Raw genomic sequence first — 15,668 nt, forward strand, 5'->3', positions numbered from 1 at the left:
TAAGCTAAAATCAAGCGTTATCCCTATTTTTAAGCTATCGGCTAATTATTTTTATGACAATTAATTTTTATGACATTTGTGTTTCACATGAAAGGAGAATTTATGAGTTTATTAAAAACGGTTGAAGTCATTCACAATCCCAACAATCTGCCTGTTGATAGAGCGGTGATTTGGCTACATGGACTGGGCGCAAATGGTCATGACTTTGAGCCAGTCGTCCCTGACTTGGGACTCGATAGCAAACATGGCATACGGTTTGTATTTCCTCACGCCCCCGCCATTCCTGTAACCATCAACCAAGGCTATGTGATGCCAGCTTGGTATGATATTTTGGAAATGTCGCTTGAGCGCAAAATCGACACCGCACAGATTGAACAATCCGCCCGCTCGATTGGAGAATTAATCGCGCGTGAAGCCGAGCGCGGTGTATCGCCTGAGCATATCGTGATTGCTGGATTTTCACAAGGCGGTGCGGTCGCCTATCAAACCGCGTTAACCTATGACAAACCATTAGCCGGACTGTTAACCCTATCGACTTATTTAGCGACCAAAGACAGCCTAACTTTAAGTGATGCCAATAAAAATCTAAACATTGCCATTCATCATGGTACACAAGACCCTGTTGTCCCAGTACAGCTTGGGCAAGAAGCCAAAGCATGGCTTGAGTCAAAAGGTTATCAGCCGCAGTTTTACAGCTATCCAATGGCGCATCAAGTGTGTATGCCGCAACTCAAAATTATCGGTAAATGGCTAAATGATGTGTTGGCCTAACGATGTTTTAGCATAATTTTTTAGCCTAAAAAGAGCGTACCTGACATGCTGCGCTCTTTTAGCAATTAGCCATTCATTTTTGGCAGTCGTTTTAACAAAATAAATAACCAGTAATTGACCCATCCTAGCAAAACAAAATCCACCAACCACACAGCCATCAATCCCCAATGCGTTTGATACCCGTATTTTAGTGCAACCATACCACTGCCCCCCAAATATACAAAAGTAAGCATACTTAGCAGAAGTAGCGCGTATGGGCTTTTGCCTTTGACAATATAAGGCGTTGATAAGAGCGCAGGTATCAACCATAAAGCTTGCCAAGCAATCCCGCCGACCATAGCAGGCTTTGCACTTGCCAACCAATGCGTCAATAGCGGTACTGCCAGCAATCGAAACCCCAGCCAAACCCACCATACTATGGTTAAGCGGCGGTGGATGGGATAAATGGGTTTGGGGGCAGATAGTGAGTGCGAGTCTTTTTCTCTCATAATGCTTGTTTTCTCATAACGCTTGTAATGCCTTGGCAATTTTGGCTAGACGCTTACCTTGGGCGATGGCTAATGTTTTTTCGTCTGCGCTCATGATGTGATCATGCTTTGCGCCACTGACATGGCTTGCACCATACGGGCTTCCACCTTGGCTCGTGGTATTGAGCGCAGGCTCACTGTACGAAATTCCCACAATTACCATGCCATGATGCAGTAGCGGCGTCATCATACTAGTCAAAGTCGTCTCCTGCCCGCCGTGCATGGTACCCGTACTGGTAAATACAGATGCCGGTTTGTTTTGCAAATCCCCCGCGAGCCAAATTGTGACGCTATTATCCCAAAAATACTTCATCGATGCTGCCATATTGCCAAAATGGGTGGGACTACCCAATGCCAGTCCCACACAGTTTTTTAAGTCATCCATGGTGGCGTACAGGTCACCTTCATCAGGAATACTTGGCGCAACTTTTTCAGTCTCGCTACTGACCTTGGGTACCGTGCGAATCCGAGCGGCTATGCCCGTGCCGCTGTCTTCAATACCTTGTGCGACCAGATACGCCAAATCTTTGGTAGAGCCATTTTGGCTGTAATACAAGACTAAAATATAAGGTTGACTCATGGTTTTTCTCACATCAATTTTGATAATTGTTACGTTAAACTATTTTGCATGGATGAATGTTAATGGATGAATTTTGATGGCAGGATCAAGGCAATCTACTAGCCAGATTGACAATTGCAAAACACCAAAACTGTTCACAGTAATTCAATAAACAATTTTTTTGAATATGATACCATACTGCCATACAATCACTGCCTTTTTCGCCGATTTGATGGTCAAACTTTGAAATTTTTTATCAATAAGAACTATTATGAATGAACTCATTGCCAAACTAAAAAAATTATCCATTTTTAAACATAAATGGGTGCAGTTTTTGATGTATCTTATCAAAAATTTTATCGATGATAATTGTAGCCAAAAAGCTGCGTTATTGACTTATACCACGCTGCTGTCTATTGTGCCGATTTTAACCTTGTTGGTGGTGATTCTCTCCACCATCCCGCAGTTAGCAGAAGCGCGTGAGCAGATTCAAAACTTGATATTTAGCAATATTTTGCCCAGTACCGGATTACAGGTCACCAAGTATCTCAACCAATTTACCAGTAATTCATCGAATCTAACCATTATCGGTGTGGGTATTCTGTTTTTTACCACCATTTCCACTTTAATGACGATTGAAACCGCGTTTAACCAAATTTGGCGTGTTGAAAAAAAAGAGACTAGCTGGCTCAATCTTGTGCGTTACTGGGTGATTATTACCCTGTTACCTATTGTGCTTGCCATCGTCATGATTATCTCAAGTACCGTGCAAAGTTTGAGCTTTTTAAATCAAAAAATTGGCGGTTATGGGATTGACTGGGCGATTTGGGTACAAATCGGCTCGATTGCGATTGTGCTGATGGGGTTGGTGACCATGTATTGGTTTATCCCGCGCTGCCAAGTGCGTTTTAAACATGCGCTGGTTGCCGGTGTTGTGGTTGGAATTATCTTTGAAATCTTAAAACTCACCTTTGGTGCAATTGTTGATAACTTTACCAGTTATAAAGCGGTGTATGGGGCATTTGCAATTTTGCCGTTGTTCTTACTTTGGATTTATATTTCTTGGAATATTATCCTGCTTGGCGTACAAATCAGCTACTGTTTGACCATTTTTGAGACCAAAGAAATTTTCCCACGTCATGCTTTGTTTAGTTTGATGGATATGCTAAACGTGTTGTACCGTGAGCATAAAAAAGGCAATGTCGTCACCGAAGCCGGTCTGCGTGATGTGCTAGGTCGCCAAGAGATGCCAAATTGGTACACTTATATTAGCTTTTTACAAGATAACAATCTCATCACCACCAGTGACAAAGATGAATATGTCCTTAAACGCTCGCTCGATGATTATAGTTTTTGGGATTTTTATCAAAATATGCCCTATCCTTTGCCGCATGAAAAGGATTTGCGAAAACTTAAAAATAACGCGCCTTGGACTGTGCAATGGATTAATACCTTAGCGCGTGGTGAAGCCATGCTCAAATATAATTTTGATGTGTCGATGGCAAGTATTTTTGACAGTATCGCACCGCGTCAGGCTCCAAATGCCGAAGACATCGAGCCAGATAAGGGAAAAAAAGATAAAGGTAAAGGCAACAAACTAGCCGGTCAACGTGAAGGCTCAGGTCTATCAGGCGGTCAAGTCAGTGACGTGGTCAATGAGGATAAACGCATCAAAGAAACCGACGCCGAGCAAGCGACTGGCTTTGATGGTACGCTTGATTTTAAAGGTCAAGGTAGCTTATCGAGTCAACCGCGTGATTTTAATGCCTTAAATAACGAAGAGTTATCGGATGAATTATCACATGAATCATCAGTTGCTAAGCAAAGTCATGATAATCAGACACACTTGTCAAATGATAAGGGGTTAGATGACAAACATCCACTAAAAACGCTTGAAGAAAGTAACAGTGAATACGACAGTCATAGCGAAAATAAAGCCAATCCCTCATCCACACAAAATGGCAATGCCCCAGACGAGCATAAATTTGCGATTGATAATTATTTAAATGCCAATAATTTTGACAATATGCGTTGGGATATTAGTAATTTAGATGACACGAGTTTTAGCAATGAAATTACTACCACCCAAACAGTCGAGTCAAAAATCCTAACGGATGATGACAAAGCGAAAGGTGATAATACAGCGGTAATGGCTAAAATTCGTCAGATTGTACCGGCTATCGTACTCGATAGCCCGTACAATCCTTTTAATTTTATCAAATCAAAAATTGCAGCCAATGCAAACAAAAAATCCCCGCGTATCATTACCGAAAAAGATAAACCAGATAGCTAGACCAGACAACTAGAACAGACAGCTAGTTTGGCGAGTAAAAAAGGGCAGATTCTGCCCTTTTTTACTCGCTTTTTTTATCGATAGCTTAAGCTTGTGTCATCTTTTTACCCAATAACCCTTTGGCGCGCATATTGCGATAGACCACCACAACAATGACGATATTGACTAGCAGTATCAAAAAGTTAAGCCAATTAAACCGATGGCTAAATAACTCATAAACCTCAAGCGGCAAAAACACGCCATAGCCCAATACACTATACCAATACGCCCATATCTTATCTCGATAAAGACCGTAGGTTTCCACAAAACGCAGCAGCGCATAGCCCATGACTATCCAAAAGGCTTTTTGCCAATTTTGGTTGGCGACCCAAGCATAGTGATTCAGTGCTTCTATTTGGTGGTGCAGTGCCATACCCATGATACGATGCAGCGCCTGTGAAACCACCCGCGCAATCCATTGCAATTTATCATGCCCTACAAAAATAATAGCCGCCACCCCCACCGCTACCAATCCTTTTACCAGCTCATAGATAGCGACCATAATGATGGCGTTCTTGGCATGATGCCTATTAGGCACTGTCGGGGGTAACTGCTTAAACGCCTTTGGCATGATTAATTACCGTATCCAATCTTGAAACAAACTTAAAACAAGCTTTAAACAAGCCTAAAAATAGACTTGCTCGACTTTCCCTGTCAGTTCGCTATTGATAAATGGCGTATTTTTGCCTTGCGATATCATCGATTCTTTTGTCACCGTCCAAGTCAGATTGGGGTCAACCAGCACCGCCCCACCCGTTTGATGATAGCTAGCTTCAATTCCAGCGATTTTGGCAGGGTTGAGTGCGATTTTTTCTACTAGCTGCTGCGGGGTTAAAATACCCTCTTTGACCAATTGACAAGCGAGCCCCATAAAAGTATCAAAATTGCTAATACCGGGTTTGCACTCCGCAAATGGCGCTTGTTTAGCGGTTTTTGCCAATGGCTCATGGTGGCTACAAATCGCATCAATCGTGCCATCTTGCAAGCCTTCTTGCAGTGCTTTTTTATCCGTATTGGAACGCAGGGGCGGCAACACATACGCCAAGGCATTAAAACCAATCAACGCATCATCGGTTAAATGTAACTGGTGCATCGCCACATCACAGGTCACCGGCAAGCCCCTTTGTTTCGCCCAGCGAATCAAATCAATCGAGGATTTGGTGGTCAGCTGACCAAAATGTGCCGATACGCCTGTTTCTTCGACAATCAACAGCTGCTTGGATAACGCCACCGTTTCAGCAATCCAAGGAATCCCTGCCAAACCGTGATAAGATGCGATGTAGCCATCATGGGCGACGCCGTTTTTGGATAAACTGGGTTCATCAGGGTAAAAAAATACTTTGATGCCATAGGTCGCTGCATAATCAAGGGCTTGCAGTAGTACGTCATCATTGGCGAATTTGCGACGAGCATTGCTGACCCCGATGATGCCACCTTGCTTCAGCCCAAGCATATTGGCGGGTTTTTCACCTTCAAGACCTGCGGTCATCGCGCCCAATATATGCAGATGAATACCACCATCTTGATAAGCCCGCTCTCGCAAGCCTGCCAGTAATGAGCCATTCTCAAGCACTGGGTTGGTATCGGGTGGTATAACTACATGCAAAAAACCGTTTTTTCGAGCCGCGGCGCCTTCTGATTTTAATGTACCATGCGACTGGTGTCCAGGTTCACGCAGGCGCGCACATAAATCCACTAGCGGCGGTAATAGCCATTTGCCATCGCTGTCGATAGGGTTAAGCTGCGTGGTATCAAATTGCCAGTTGGCAGGTAAAAGATTTTGAAGCGTCATGGTTTTGCCTACTTTGGTTTTGCCTACTTTGTCATTTTTTTCGCTAAATTTAAGATGCGCTGCGCGCGGCACGTTGCCCTTGCATAGCCAGTGCCAACACCGCCATACGTACCGCAATGCCGTTATTGACTTGTTTTAAAATCACCGATTGCTCGCCATCGGCAACAGCTGATGAGATTTCAACGCCGCGATTCATCGGTCCTGGGTGCATGACAAGCGCGTCAGGTTTGGCAAGGGCAAGGCGTTCGGTGGTAATGCCATACGCTTTAAAATACTCGGATGTCGATGGCAACAGCGGCGAGCCAATACGCTCATTTTGAATACGTAGACCAATGATGACATCACAGTCAACCACCGCCGCATTCAAATCGTTATAGACATTGACACCATAACGTTCAATGCCTTTTGGTAATAATGTCTTTGGCGCCACGACGCGAATTTCTTTAACCCCCAAGGTTTTGAGCGCTGCAATGTCCGAACGGGCAACGCGGCTATGCTTGATATCGCCGATAATCGCTACCGTTAATTCCTTAAACGGTCTTGGCGCTTCACGATAAATCGTGAGCATATCGAGCATGGCTTGGGTCGGATGCGCGTGCCAGCCGTCACCACCGTTGATGATGGCAATATTTGGGGTGACTTCGGTTGCCATAAAATGCGCAGCCCCACTCGATGAATGACGCACCACAAAGATATCCGCTGTCATGGCTTCAAGATTCCACAGCGTATCGCGTAAGCTTTCGCCTTTTTGGGTACTGGATTTGGCAATATCGATACTGATGACACTGGCGCCAAGACGTTTGGCAGCCACATCAAAGGTGGTGCGAGTACGGGTAGAATTCTCAAAGAACAAATTCATCACCGTACAGCCTTCAAGCTCATCACTGTTACGGATGCTATTGGGGCGACCGGCATTGTCGGTTAAGTAACCATTGGCTTTTTCGATGATGGCTATCAGCTGGGCTTTGGATAACCCTTCTACACCGATAAAATGCCGCAAATCGCCTGCTGCGGTCAGTTCTGGCTTTGCCATCGCTTGATCAAGCTTGCTCTGTAGCGCTTCGTTGGATAGGGTTTGGGTGTTTAAAATATTCATCAGCCACCTAGATTTGTTGTTATTTGTATAAATTTTGCCTATTTTACCGTAAATCGGCTGGAATAAATACGCCAATATTTTGCGATTATCGCTGATAAGACGGGTCAAAAAGTGCTACAATTTGCGGCAAATTGTCTATATTTTTTTTAATTCATCAGGTCTAAATTCACACTGCTTAATCGTATGTGATTGGCTTAGGGTGTTAATTTATAATTTTATAATAAGGTCTACTTATGTCAAATCTTGAAACTTATCTTGCCGCGCAAAACGCCCAACCTGCCATTGCCGACATCATTACCACCATTACCAAAGTCGGTATTCAAATTAGCGATTTGCTCAAACGCGGCGCTCTCGCAGATATTTTGGGCGAAGCGGGTAACCAAAACGTGCAGGGCGAAGAGCAAAAAAAGCTCGATGTCATTGCCAATGATTTGTTACTAGACGCTTTGAGCAGCAATCCACACTGCGCGGGTGTGGCCTCTGAAGAATTAGATAACGCCACCCCTGCCAATCAAGATGGCGACGTGTTGGTACTGTTTGACCCGCTTGATGGCTCATCCAATATCGATATTAATATGGCAGTCGGTACAATTTTCTCGATTTTACCCTACAACAACCAAGGGTACCCTGCGACAGATGAGGACTTTTTGCAAAAAGGGACGGCGCAGTTGGCATCGGGTTATATTTTGTATGGCACCTCCACTGTGATGTCAATCACGCTTGGCAAGGGTGTCGCCATGTTTAGTCTTGACCCAGACACCAAAGCGTTTGTGCAAATCAAAGACCAAGTGCAAATTAGCGCAGATACCAAGGAGTATGCGATTAATGCCTCCAACTATCGCTATTGGTTGCCACCCATGCAGCGTTATATTGACGAGTTTACGGCGGGAAAAACTGGCGTGCGCGGTAAAGACTTTAATATGCGCTGGGTGGCGGCGATGGTGGGCGATATTCACCGTATTTTGTGCCGTGGGGGGATTTTTAGTTATCCATTTGACACCAAACACCCTGATAAACCGGGTAAACTGCGTCTGATGTATGAAGCCAATCCGATGAGCTTGCTGATTGAGCAAGCAGGAGGTATGAGCACCGATGCAGTCAATCGTATTTTGGATATCGAGCCGACCAGTATCCACCAGCGGGTGCCTGTGGTACTGGGGGCAAAAAACGAAGTTGAATATGTGAAAAAATTACATAAAGAAGTCAAATAATGCTTATCACTTCAAAAGATAACCCAACCATCAAAACTGCCCATGCCCTTCTCACTGCGTCGCGCCAGCGTAAGAAACTGGGCAAAACCGTGATTGAAGGCACGCATTTGCTTGAAGCGTACCTCAACGCCAATCTCACGCCCGACACCGTGATTGTCAGTGAAAGTGGTTTGCACAATGACGAAATCAACGCCCTGCTGGGTCGGCTTAACCAGGTAAAAACGTTAACGGTCAGCGATAATCTGTATAAAGAGATTCGCACGCTGGGCGAGAGCCTGCCCATCATGGCGATGATTGACATGCCGCATTTAGACTTTGATCAGCCCATTACCAGCGATTGCTTAATCATCAATGGTGTCCAAGACAATGGCAATTTGGGTACACTATTTCGCACCGCATCCGCCGTGGGAATTAAAACCATTGTCTGTACGATGGGCACCGCATCGGCGTGGTCGCCCAAAACCTTGCGAGCGGGCATGGGGGCAAATTTTAGTTTAACGATTTATGAAGGCATCAGCGTAGATGAGATTTTGATGAAGGTCAAAGTGCCGATGTTTGCCACGAGCTCACATACCGATCATATTATTTATCAGACTGATTTGAGACAACCGCTAGCCTTGATTATGGGGCATGAAGGACAAGGCGTCGATGAGAGGTTACTTAGTCAATCTGCCCCGATTGCCCTACCACAGCCCAATGGTCAAGAAAGCTTAAACGTGGCGATAGCAGGGTCACTGTGTCTGTATGAAATGTTACGGCAAAGACGCTACGCATGATTGCCATACACGATTGCCATCAATGCCATCAGTGAATGAGTGTGACATAAATCACTAGACAGCCTGTGTTTAGTCTTTTTTGTCCTCACTATCACCTGGTATCACCGCTTTAGCGACGGCTACCGTGCCTTTGACCACCCCTTTGGTGGTCTTATAGGCAACTTTGACAGGGACAGTGACAATTTTATGCACACACCCTTGTAAGATAACAGCGGTAGTCAGCAAAAAAAGCAGGGTGGTTAGTTTTTTCATTCGTTACCTTTAATTGACTTTAAGATTGACTTTAAGATTGACTTTAAGAACGATAATCAGCATTGATTTTGACATACTCGTATGATAAATCACAGGTATAGACAGTATCACTCGCCTGCCCACGACCCAATTCAATATGAATGGTAATTTCAGGACGCTTCATTACCTCACTACCACGCGCCTCGGTATAGTCGTGTGCCAAGCCGCCACGCTCGCAGATACGCACATCATCGAGTGATACCGCCACTTTTGACTGGTCGAGCAGCACGCCCGCTTTACCTACCGCTGCCAAAATACGCCCCCAATTTGGGTCGCTAGCAAAAAATGCGGTTTTTACCAGCGGTGAATGCGCCACTTCATACGCGATTTTGGCACATTCTTCAGCGGTTTCACCACCTGTCACTTTGACCGTGATAAATTTGGTTGCCCCTTCACCATCGCGTACAATTAATTGAGCGATTCGAATCATCACCTTGTTAATTGCCTCATAAATCGCTTGATAATGCGGGTGATTTTCACTGTCAATCACCTCCCCAACTTGTCCTGTGGCAATCAACGTACAGCAGTCATTGGTCGAGGTATCGCCATCCACCGTGATGCGGTTAAATGACTGATTCACCGTGTCGGTCAAGATATTTTGTAGCAATGATTTTTCAATGTTGGCATCGGTTGCCACAAAGCCAAGCATGGTCGCCATATTGGGGCGAATCATCCCCGCCCCTTTTGAGATACCTGTCACCGTGTAAGTTGTACCATCAATTTCCACGATTTCGCTATGTCCTTTTGGGGTGGTATCGGTGGTCATGATACTGTGGGCGGCGCCAAGCCAATTATCGTCGCTTAAATTGGCTAAGGCGCTGTCTAACCCGGCGATGATTTTATCCGCCGGCAAGGTTTCCCCAATCACCCCGGTGGAATAAGGCAATACTTGCTCGGCCGCGACAGCGGTTTTTTCTGCCAATGCCACACAAGTTGTTTTGGCACGCTGTTTACCGTCTTCACCCGTGGCAGCGTTGGCGTTGCCTGTGTTGACAATCAAATAACGGGGACTGTCTTTGGCGATAAATTCTCGCAGCAACTGTACAGGCGCGGCACAAAATTGGTTTTGCGTGGTGACAACCGCGGTATTTGCGCCCGCTATGATGTCAAAAACCGTTAAGTCTTTGCGCCCTGCGTAGCGCACGTGGGCTTCGGTGATGCCAATTTTTACCCCTTTCACTGGGTTTAATTTTACAAGTTCGACATTGCCAACTGGCATGAGAGCGCTCCTTACTGTTGTTTAATTGATTAATCCAAAAAATCTGCCCAAATCGGGGCATGGTCGCTGGGTTTTTCCATGGCACGCAAATCATAGCTGACGCCTGCACCGTTGAGCTTATCCGCCAAATCAGGCGTCATCAAGATATGGTCAATCCGCAGTCCCCGTTTTGGCTCATCGTCAAATCCTTTACTGCGATAATCAAACCAGCTCAGGGCTTGACCGTCGGCATATAACGCCCGATAAGTATCATGCAAATCTGTCGCAAGCAAGGCTTTGTACCACTCTCGCTCCTCTGGCAAAAACGAGCACGTGCCATTTTTTAGCCAACGTTTGACACTATCCTCGCTAATACCAATATCAAAATCAAGCGGCGCAATATTCATATCCCCCATCAAAATCATACTGCGATGTTCTGCTTTGAGCTGCAAGATATAGTCGGTTAAATCAGCATAGAATTTGCGCTTCATCGGAAACTTGGTTTCATGCTTGCGATTTTCGCCTTGCGGAAAATAGCCATTAAGCACATCAATATATTTGCCATTAAAATCATAGCGCGCATGGATAAATCGTCGCTGCGCATCGTCGCTGTCGGTTGGAAAGCCTTTTTGTACAAAAATAGGTTTTTGTCGTGATAATAACGCCACGCCATAATGAGATTTTTGCCCAAAAAATTCGACATGATAGCCCAATTGCTGCACGCTCTTTAGCGGAAATGCGTCATCATGTACTTTGGTTTCTTGTAACCCGATGACATCGGGCGCGATGATATCGCGAATGGCTTCAAGCTGGTGTGGGCGCGCCCGCAATCCATTGATATTAAAACTGACAAAACGCGGCATGTGTTTTCCCCAAATTGATAAATGTGGCTTGGTATTGATAAATGTGGCTTGGTCAAGCGTTAAATGCCGACTATATTAGCGGATATTGCCCGCAAGCTCAATTTGAAAGCATATTGGGTCTGCAACACTGAGGTTATGCAGGATGAACCCGCAAATAGCAGGTGAAGTTTAAAAAAATTTTGGTATAATCAAAAAACCTTGCACTTTAATCACTGCCAACTTTGCAAAATTTTTTTTCAATTTTTTCTGGCGACGTGCTGACCTTAGACTTAAAAAGACAATTATAATGGCTCGAGTTTCTTCTATTACCCGTGTTTTAAAAATCATCGAAGCCGTGTCTGCGGCACAGCGTCCTTTATCGCCGCTGGATTTGTCTGAGATTTTGGATATTCCAAAACCGACCATGCACCGACTGATACAGCAGCTGCAAGAGGAAGGCTTTGTGCGGGTCGATATCAATGGTACGATTGTGCCGGCATCGCGTACGCGGCATATGGCGATTCATCTGTGGCAAAGCCAGCAAGTGGCGATTCAGCGATTTGCGATTTTGCAAATACTGGTGGATAAAATCGGTGAAACCTGTGGCATGGCGGTACCCTATTACGTCAACATGGTATATACCGACCGCGTACCTTGTCCTTCTGCCTTACAAGTGTATATGCCCACTGATTCGCAAGCACCCATTTGGTGTACGGCGGCTGGTAAAATCTACCTCAGTACGCTCACAAAAGATGATAGAGTGACGCTACTAAAAAATTTATCGTTAACCGCTATCACCCCTGCGACGATTACCGATAGGGATGTGCTCAATCAAAGCCTTGAACAGGTAGCCCAGCAGCGCTATGCAATTTCTGATGAAGAATATATTGCCCAAGCGGTCTCAATTGCTGTGGCAATCAATGACACCCAAGGTCGTTACATCGGCTCACTGTACACAACCGCACCTAAAACGCGCAAATCCCTCGATGACTTGATTGGGTTTGTACCTGATATGCAAAAAGCTGCCGATGATATTCGTGATGCGTTTTTTGGGGAAATTTAAATGTTATCCTTGACACTTTTGACAAGGTAAAGTTAAAACGCTCAAAGCAATTTTGTTGATAGATTTTATATAACATAGCGAGGCTTAAACATTTGCTGGCTAATCAATGTGGTAACAAACCCAAATGTTGTAAGCCTTGATAGATACCATCTTCCCACGCAGCTGGACATACATAGTCAGCCGCCGCTTTCACATCGGGATGGGCATTCCCCATCGCCACGCCAAAGCCGACTGTCTGTAGCATTTCGATATCATTCACCCCATCGCCAAATGCCATCGCATCTTCAAAATCCAGCCCCAGTTTATTGAGCGCCTGCGCAATGCCGCGGGCCTTCGAGCCTGTCGCATCTAGAATATCGATACCGTTTTTATGCCAGCGCATGACTTTTAAAGTCGAGGGAAATTCAAAATTTACCTGCGTGTTGTCAGGATGAAATGCCACGACTTGATAAATAGGTATCGACAAATCAATGTCATCATGACGGGCAGTACGGTAAGCTATTTTAAGTGAATTCAAAGCTTCTGACAGTGCATCATCCTCCGCTAACGCGATAATTTCCGTATCGGTCATGTAGGCATACGATAAATTGTTTGATTCAACATAATCGGTAATCAGTTTAATTTGCGCAGTGGTCATCGGATAATGCGCTAATAATTCACCTTGGTGATGACTGCATTGACCGTTGATGGTGACCAGCACATCAATACCCACGGTTTCAATGAGCTCATACACAGCTTTGGGGAACACCGCACGACCCCGACCCGTAGCGATAGCGACCATAATGCCTTGCTGCTTTAATTGTTTGAGTGCCTCAATCGCGGATTGCGGCACTCTTTCTTGCTGCTTGATGTACAACGTATCATCAATATCAAAAAAGACAATTTTCGGTTTTTTGGGGCGTGCTGTTGGCTTAGACATAATAAAACTAATGCGATAAATTGGAATTGACGCTAATTCTACCCTATTTTTGGGTTAACTTTTGAATTAACGACTAGAAAAAAGCTAGAAAAAAATCCTAGCTTTTTGCTGAATGCCAAAACTTATTGCAGAACGTTCGCATCATAATGCGCCATAATGCTTGAGAAATCTTTATCCCCATGTTGCTCGCTATGTTTGCTATACAGTGCCGTGGCTTGGTCTGCCATTGGTGTCACCACCTTGGTATCATCGGCCGTTTGTTTAGCAAGGTTCATGTCTTTAAGCATGAGTTTAGTCATAAATCCACCGGTATAACCACGGCTTGATGGCATGGCATCACCAACATCGGGATGCGGATTACACACTTCCAGCGCCCAGTTACGACCGGTGCTGGCTGACAAAATACTGGCTAAGACTTTTGGGTCTAATCCATTTTTGGCGCCCAAATTCATGGCTTCGGCTGTCCCTGTCATAATCACGCCAAGCAGCATGTTATTACAGATTTTGGCGACTTGACCTGCACCGACCTCGCCCGCGTGAAAGATATTTTTTCCCATGGCCTCTAAAACGGGTTTGACCTGCTCAAATTGCTCAGCTTGCCCGCCCACGATAAAGCTGAGTGTCCCTGCTGCTGCCCCTGCGGTACCGCCTGATACGGGCGCATCCATGAACTGAATGCCTTTATCTGCCGCAGCTTCGGCAACTTCACGCGCATCACTCGCTGCGATGGTACTACTATCGACCAGCAAGGTATTTTTACCCACCACATCGAGCAAGCCTAGATTACCGTCTTTACCCAGATACACCTCTTTGACATGTTGACCTGCAGGTAACATGGTGATGACCATATCCACCTCTTTGCTTGCGTCCACAGGTGAAGTCGCCACGTTTGCCCCTTGTTTGGCAAGGTCGTCTAGCACGGCGGTGTTTAGGTCAAATACGTTTAAGGCAAAGCCATTTTTGATGAGATTTTCTGCCATCGGTTTGCCCATGTTACCAAGTCCGATAAAGGCAATTTTTTTAATGGCTGTTTGTTGATTATTTGACATATACATTCCTTGTATGTTGTGGTGTTTGTAAACTTTATACAGCAAGTTTGGCTAATTTTGCTGAGAGTGAATCGCTACCCAACCAAGACTCAAATGGATGTTCGCTATTGGGGAAAGCTGACGCAAGATGTGACTGGATATAGCGGGCATCGCATTCATCAAGGGTTTTGCTCCATTTTGGCGATTTGTCTTTATCAATCAGTAAAGCGCGTACACCCTCACGAAAATCGGGGTAATTGACACAATGTAGCGACGCATTCATCTCCATATATAGCACTTGCTCAAGCGATAATTTGCTGGCATGTTTAAACATCTCAACCGTTAATGCTGCGCTGACTGGGCAACCGTGCCGATAAGTTTCGACTGCTTTGGTAAGCCATTTATCCGTTTCGCCGTTGACTTTGGTGAAGTTGTCATCGCGCAAGGCTGCGTCTATATCATGCACTGAGCCTTTGTTCACTAGCGTTTGGATGGTATTAAAATGCTTCATCAAATGACTGTCTGCTAAGTGCTCAGTATGATGAATTTTAGCTAAGGCTTGGCTTGCGATATCATGTAAATTGCTGTCAGCTTGCCAATTGGCTTGTTTTAGCGCGTTAATCACTTTGTCGTATTCGCTACTTGCCACGGCATACTCAGCAAGGCTAGAGAAAATCGCATCGTTGGCGTTGCAGTTCGCCCCTGTCAAGCCCAAAAATAGCCCAATTTTGGCAGGCATACGCGACAAAAACCACGAACCTGTGGCATCAGGGTATAAGCCGATGGTAATCTCCGGCATGGCAAAACGGGTGGTTTCGGTGACGATACGATGGCTACACATCGCCATCAAGCCCATACCACCGCCCATGACAATGCCATTACCCCACAAGATAAGGGGTTTTGGGTAAAAGTGCATTTGCCGGTATAGGCTGTATTCGTTTTCGAAGAATTCAACCCCGTACGGATTGGGCTGCTGCATAGGCACTTGGGGCGGGGTGTCAATCATGCTGTCGTACAGTTTGCGGATATTGCCCCCTGCACAAAAGGCTTTTTCGCCACTACCTTTGAGCAAAATGGCGACGATGCTGTCATCAGTTGCCCACTTGCCTAACTGCGCTGCCATGAGTTTGCACATATCGACGCTTAGGGCGTTTAGGGCTTTCGGGTCGTTCAATGTCATCGTGCCGATGTAGTGACCGTCTTGGGTGGCTATCGTTTCAAATATTACAGGTTGTTGATTTTCCTCGTTCATTTTTATTTTCC

General features: G+C 45.2%; 16 protein-coding genes. 5 read left to right on the top strand and 11 right to left on the bottom strand.

From position 1 onward, the window contains the following. The first annotated feature begins 102 nt into the window (after positions 1–102). On the top strand, positions 103–771 hold the full coding sequence (locus RTR63_RS03985) for an alpha/beta hydrolase (protein WP_060995107.1): 669 nt from the start codon (positions 103–105) through the stop codon (positions 769–771). A gap of 65 nt (positions 772–836) precedes the next feature. Here the strand turns inward: RTR63_RS03985 and RTR63_RS03990 are convergent, their stop codons facing one another. Together RTR63_RS03990 and wrbA are read right to left on the bottom strand one after the other, a co-directional pair. Next, a complete protein-coding gene (locus RTR63_RS03990; protein ID WP_007116810.1) occupies positions 837–1,259 on the bottom strand; it encodes a hypothetical protein in 423 nt (140 codons plus the stop codon). 13 nt (positions 1,260–1,272) lie between these two features. Then, entirely contained in the window at positions 1,273–1,878 is a 606-nt protein-coding gene (gene wrbA, locus RTR63_RS03995) for an NAD(P)H:quinone oxidoreductase (RefSeq protein ID WP_096488807.1), read from the bottom strand. Positions 1,879–2,128: 250 nt separating this feature from the next. Here wrbA and RTR63_RS04000 point away from each other — a divergent pair, with 250 nt between their 5' ends. After that, positions 2,129–4,150 (top strand): YihY/virulence factor BrkB family protein, encoded by a 2,022-nt coding sequence (locus tag RTR63_RS04000; RefSeq protein ID WP_312522777.1) that lies wholly within the window; start codon positions 2,129–2,131, stop codon positions 4,148–4,150. A gap of 85 nt (positions 4,151–4,235) precedes the next feature. Here RTR63_RS04000 and RTR63_RS04005 read toward each other — a convergent pair whose 3' ends face one another. Genes RTR63_RS04005 through RTR63_RS04015 form a run of 3 tightly spaced genes read right to left on the bottom strand, consistent with a single transcriptional unit; the run spans position 4,236 to position 7,014 of the window. Next, entirely contained in the window at positions 4,236–4,760 is a 525-nt protein-coding gene (locus tag RTR63_RS04005; RefSeq protein ID WP_312522779.1) for a DUF2127 domain-containing protein, read from the bottom strand. Positions 4,761–4,814: 54 nt separating this feature from the next. Continuing rightward, complete coding sequence (locus RTR63_RS04010) at positions 4,815–5,981, bottom strand: dihydroorotase (protein ID WP_312522781.1); 1,167 nt, start codon at positions 5,979–5,981, stop codon at positions 4,815–4,817. Positions 5,982–6,030: 49 nt separating this feature from the next. Then, positions 6,031–7,014, bottom strand: coding sequence for an aspartate carbamoyltransferase catalytic subunit (locus RTR63_RS04015; RefSeq protein ID WP_409418195.1), 984 nt, complete (start codon positions 7,012–7,014; stop codon positions 6,031–6,033). Between the two features lie 296 nt (positions 7,015–7,310). Here RTR63_RS04015 and RTR63_RS04020 point away from each other — a divergent pair, with 296 nt between their 5' ends. Together RTR63_RS04020 and RTR63_RS04025 are read left to right on the top strand one after the other, a co-directional pair. After that, positions 7,311–8,288 (top strand): class 1 fructose-bisphosphatase, encoded by a 978-nt coding sequence (locus RTR63_RS04020; RefSeq protein ID WP_312522783.1) that lies wholly within the window; start codon positions 7,311–7,313, stop codon positions 8,286–8,288. Next, complete coding sequence (locus tag RTR63_RS04025) at positions 8,288–9,064, top strand: TrmH family RNA methyltransferase (protein ID WP_312522784.1); 777 nt, start codon at positions 8,288–8,290, stop codon at positions 9,062–9,064. Before RTR63_RS04020 ends, RTR63_RS04025 begins: the two co-directional genes overlap by 1 nt. A gap of 69 nt (positions 9,065–9,133) precedes the next feature. Here the strand turns inward: RTR63_RS04025 and RTR63_RS04030 are convergent, their stop codons facing one another. Genes RTR63_RS04030 through xthA form a run of 3 tightly spaced genes read right to left on the bottom strand, consistent with a single transcriptional unit; the run spans position 9,134 to position 11,416 of the window. Beyond that, positions 9,134–9,316, bottom strand: a complete 183-nt coding sequence (locus RTR63_RS04030; protein WP_159374575.1) for an NF038104 family lipoprotein — start codon at positions 9,314–9,316, stop codon at positions 9,134–9,136. A 43-nt stretch (positions 9,317–9,359) separates the two neighbouring features. Continuing rightward, the gene (argJ, locus tag RTR63_RS04035; RefSeq protein WP_312522786.1) at positions 9,360–10,574 is read right to left on the bottom strand and encodes a bifunctional glutamate N-acetyltransferase/amino-acid acetyltransferase ArgJ; all 1,215 of its coding nucleotides are present in this window, start codon (positions 10,572–10,574) and stop codon (positions 9,360–9,362) included. A 29-nt stretch (positions 10,575–10,603) separates the two neighbouring features. Further along, positions 10,604–11,416 carry an exodeoxyribonuclease III gene (gene xthA, locus RTR63_RS04040; protein WP_312522787.1) on the bottom strand — a complete coding sequence of 271 codons (813 nt, stop codon included), beginning with the start codon at positions 11,414–11,416 and terminating at the stop codon, positions 10,604–10,606. Between the two features lie 286 nt (positions 11,417–11,702). Here xthA and RTR63_RS04045 point away from each other — a divergent pair, with 286 nt between their 5' ends. Then, the gene (locus tag RTR63_RS04045) at positions 11,703–12,458 is read left to right on the top strand and encodes an IclR family transcriptional regulator (protein ID WP_312522788.1); all 756 of its coding nucleotides are present in this window, start codon (positions 11,703–11,705) and stop codon (positions 12,456–12,458) included. A 103-nt stretch (positions 12,459–12,561) separates the two neighbouring features. Here RTR63_RS04045 and RTR63_RS04050 read toward each other — a convergent pair whose 3' ends face one another. From RTR63_RS04050 to RTR63_RS04060, 3 genes are all read right to left on the bottom strand, one after another. Continuing rightward, positions 12,562–13,377: a Cof-type HAD-IIB family hydrolase gene (locus RTR63_RS04050; protein ID WP_312522789.1), complete on the bottom strand. Its 816-nt coding sequence runs from the start codon at positions 13,375–13,377 to the stop codon at positions 12,562–12,564. Positions 13,378–13,499: 122 nt separating this feature from the next. Then, complete coding sequence (mmsB, locus tag RTR63_RS04055; RefSeq protein ID WP_312522790.1) at positions 13,500–14,426, bottom strand: 3-hydroxyisobutyrate dehydrogenase; 927 nt, start codon at positions 14,424–14,426, stop codon at positions 13,500–13,502. Between the two features lie 34 nt (positions 14,427–14,460). Then, complete coding sequence (locus tag RTR63_RS04060) at positions 14,461–15,657, bottom strand: enoyl-CoA hydratase/isomerase family protein (RefSeq protein WP_312522792.1); 1,197 nt, start codon at positions 15,655–15,657, stop codon at positions 14,461–14,463. Positions 15,658–15,668: the final 11 nt, after the last annotated feature.

The sequence above is a fragment of the Moraxella sp. CTOTU47724 genome, assembly GCF_032014955.1.
Classification (GTDB): Bacteria; Pseudomonadota; Gammaproteobacteria; order Pseudomonadales; family Moraxellaceae; genus Faucicola; species Faucicola tetraodonis.